Genomic DNA, 3,484 nt, shown 5'->3' on the forward strand with positions numbered 1-3,484 from the left:
ATGGACCTCCAGGCCCGCCGGGCCTGGCGCGGCCGGCGCGAGCTGGAACTGACCCGCACCGAGTTCGAGCTGCTGGAGCTGCTGGTGCGCAACGCGGGCATCGTGCTGGACCACTCCACCATCTACGACCGGATCTGGGGCTACGACTTCGGTCCCGGCTCCAAGAACCTCGCCGTCTACGTCGGCTATCTGCGCCGCAAGCTGGACGAGCCCGGCGCCCCGCAGCTGATCCACACCGTGCGGGGCGTGGGTTACGTGCTGCGGGAGGACTAGATGGGCCCGCGCCGGCGGCTGCCGGAGCGGCCCCGGGCCAGGCTGGTCTCCCTGCGCACCACCTTCGCGGTGTCCTTCGCCGCCGTCACCGCCGCCGTCACGGTCCTCGTCGGCATCCTGTCGTACAACTCCGCAGCGCGGCTCGTCCGGGTCGACCAGCAGTCGGTGTTCACCCAGGTCGTGCAGGACGTCCGGGACGAGGTCCGGCAGCAGCGGATGGGCCCCGAGGACTTCTCCTCCTCCCGTCCCGGGCACGACCTGGTCCGTCCGGCCCGCACCGACGTGCAGGTGCTCGGCGCGTGGGGGCAGATCGTGGACGACGGCTCGCCGGTGCTGCCCGTGACCTCCCGGGACCGGGCGGTGGCCGTCGCCCGGGCGGCCGGGGAGGTCGTCGAGCACAAGGACGTACGGGTGGACCAGGACCTGTTCCGCATCGCCACCGTCTCGCTCGGCGAGGGGCGGGGCGCGGTGCAGGTCGCGCAGGAGTTCAGCGACACCGAGGACCTGCTGCGGGCCCTGCAGCAGCGGACGCTAATCCTGATGGTGGCGGTCGTGGTGGCGGCCGGGCTGTTCGGCTGGTGGCTGGCCCGGCGCATCACCCGCCGGCTGGTGGTGCTGACCTCCGCCGCCGAGGACGTGGCCCGCACCCGGCGGCTGGGCATCCAGGTGCCGGTGACCGGGCTGGACGAGGTCGGGCGGCTGGGCCGTGCCTTCGACCGGATGCTGGGACGGCTCGCGCAGTCGGAGGAGGACCAGCGCCGGCTGGTACAGGACGCCGGACACGAGCTGCGCACCCCGCTCACCTCCCTGCGCACCAACATCTCGCTGCTGCGGCGCATCGACGAGCTGCCGCCCGAGTCCCGGGAGGAGCTGGTCGCCGACCTGACCCAGGAGGCCCGGGAACTGACCGACCTGGTCAACGAGCTGGTCGACCTCGCCGCCGGGCAGTCCGACGCCGAGCCGCCCCAGCGGGTGGACCTCGCCGACCTCGCCGAGGACGTGGTCGGGCTGGCCCGGCGCCGTACCGGGCGGCAGGTCCTGCTGTGGGCGAGCGGTGAGACGACGGCCTACGGGCGGCCCGGGATGCTCCAGCGGGCCATCTCCAACCTGGTGGAGAACGCGGCCAAGTTCGACCGGGACGGCACCGCGCCGATCGAGGTGAGCGTCACCGGGCCGGCCCGGCCGGGCACGGTACGGGTGGAGGTGCTGGACCGGGGGCCCGGGATCGCCGACGGCGACCTCGTGCGCATCTTCGACCGCTTCTACCGCGCCGCCGACGCCCGCTCGCTGCCCGGCTCGGGGCTCGGCCTGTCCATCGTCCGCGAGGTCGCCCTGGCCCATGGCGGGGCGCCGTTCGCCTACCGGCGCGAGGGCGGCGGCTCGGTCATCGGCTTCACGGTGGGCGGCGGGCCGGTGGGGGACGGCGGGGCCGGCGGCTGAGTACGGGTACCCAGCCGGAGCGGGTAGCCGTGCCGATCCCCGGGCCGTCCGGGGCGCCGTAGCGTCGCCGTATGCCCGACAAGATCACACCGGACGGCACCGGCACCCGTACCGGCACCACGGCCGCACAGAAGGCGGGCCTCGGCTGCCTGGGCTGCGGCGGGCTGGTCGTCGCCCTCGTCCTCGCCCTGGTCGTCGTGCTCGCCTGGAACGCCGGGGCCGGGACGGACCTGCCGAGGGTCGCGCCCCAGGACAGGGCGGACCGCGCCTTCGGGTACTCCCGCCAGGCGTACGACGTGCTGGGCTTCACCCGCGCCCTGCCGCCGGGCACCGGCGGGACCGACGGCCGCGAGCGGAACGTGTACGGCGCGGAGTACTGCCCCGACGGCGGGCTGCTCGGCATGGAGGACAAGACCGTCGACGGCGCCTACCGGCTGTACCACGAGTGGGCCCTGGACGACGTCCCCGCGGGTCAGGCCGTCCCCGGTCTGCGTCGGCTGCACCGGCGGCTGGCGGACGGGGGCTGGACGGTCACGTCGTACACCGAGGGCGGGACGGGCAAGGACTGGTCGCTGTACGTCCAGCGGGACCACCGGGCCGAGTGGATGACCTTCACCTGGGACCCGGAGCAGGGGTACTTCACGGGCGGCGCGGGCGTGCCCTGCGCCTACGACCCCGCCTGGACGCACAGCGACAGCGACACGTACGGCGCCGACACGTACGACCCGGACACCGCCGCCGAGGCCGTGACCCCGCCCATGCTCGGACCGGGCGGCCGGTGAGCGTCAGGTGGCGCCGCCCGTGTCCCCCTCGCGCCGCCGGGCCGCCGTCAGCAGCCAGGCCAGGTTGCCCACCGCGGCTCCGGCGGCGACCGCGGCGGCGATCACCCCGCCGGTCGCCAGGCCGTCGCTGAACAGGTGCGGGCGCCTGTCCAGGCTGTGCAGCCCGAAGCCGCACAGCTCGTACACGCCGACGGCGGCGATGACCAGGCTGACGACCAGCACGGCCACCGTCGGCGCGAGACTGTGCGCACAGACCTCCGTGCCGGGCTCCGACTCGGTCGTGTCCTGCATGCGTCCCCCGTTGAACAGGCGTGTGAACGGCCCGGTGGTTGTTGGCGGTTGGGAACCTACAATACGTAGGGTCGGTTAGGGTCGGCGCCGTGCGGATCTACATCAGCGCGGACATGGAGGGCGTCACCGGGCTCGTCGACGCGGACGACGTCCAGCCGGGCGGCCGGGACTACGAGCTGGGCCGCGCCAAGATGGCCGAGGACGTGAACGCCGCCGTCCGGGGCGCGCTCGCGGCCGGCGCCGGCCACATCCTGGTCAACGACGCCCACGGCCCGATGCGCAACCTCCTGCCCGAGGCCCTGCACCCGGCGGCCCGCCTGGTGCGCGGCAGGCCCAAGCAGCTCGGCATGCTGGAGGGACTGACCGGGGAGTACGACGCCGTGCTGTGCGTCGGCTACCACTCCCGGGCCGGTGCGCCGGGCGTGCTCAGCCACAGCTTCATGGGGCACGAGATCGAGGACATGTGGCTGGACGGCCGCCCGGTCGGCGAGATCGGGCTCGCGCACGCCACGGCGGCGGCCCTCGGGGTGCCCGTCGTGGTCCTCACGGGTGACGACGCCGCGTGCGCGGAGATGACGGAGTGGGACGCCTCGGTCGCCACCGTCCCGGTGAAGTACGCCCGCGACCGGTTCTCGGCCGAGCTGCCGCCCGACGCGGAGGCGCGCGAGGCGATCGAGGAGACGGTGACCGCCGCGCTG

Annotated in this window: 5 protein-coding genes; 4 read left to right on the forward strand and 1 reads right to left on the reverse strand. The window is 74.5% G+C overall.

The annotated features are described in order from the left end of the window. From H5J33_RS27850 to H5J33_RS27860, 3 genes are all read left to right on the forward strand, one after another. A partial coding sequence (locus tag H5J33_RS27850; protein ID WP_181797597.1) for a winged helix-turn-helix domain-containing protein occupies positions 1-273 on the forward strand: 273 nt, incomplete at its 5' end. Beyond that, the gene (locus H5J33_RS27855; RefSeq protein ID WP_181797598.1) at positions 274-1,713 is read left to right on the forward strand and encodes a HAMP domain-containing sensor histidine kinase; all 1,440 of its coding nucleotides are present in this window, start codon (positions 274-276) and stop codon (positions 1,711-1,713) included. A gap of 71 nt (positions 1,714-1,784) precedes the next feature. Further along, positions 1,785-2,495, forward strand: coding sequence for a hypothetical protein (locus H5J33_RS27860; protein ID WP_181797599.1), 711 nt, complete (start codon positions 1,785-1,787; stop codon positions 2,493-2,495). A gap of 3 nt (positions 2,496-2,498) precedes the next feature. Here the strand turns inward: H5J33_RS27860 and H5J33_RS27865 are convergent, their stop codons facing one another. Beyond that, positions 2,499-2,786 (reverse strand): hypothetical protein, encoded by a 288-nt coding sequence (locus H5J33_RS27865; RefSeq protein WP_181797600.1) that lies wholly within the window; start codon positions 2,784-2,786, stop codon positions 2,499-2,501. Positions 2,787-2,875: 89 nt separating this feature from the next. On the opposite strand from H5J33_RS27865, the gene H5J33_RS27870 reads away from it, so the two are divergent. Next, positions 2,876-3,484, forward strand: a 609-nt coding sequence (locus H5J33_RS27870) for a M55 family metallopeptidase (protein ID WP_181797601.1), incomplete at its 3' end; no start/stop codon positions are given.

The sequence above is a fragment of the Streptomyces sp. WELS2 genome (genome assembly GCF_013870595.1).
Lineage (GTDB): Bacteria > Actinomycetota > Actinomycetes > Streptomycetales > Streptomycetaceae > Streptomyces.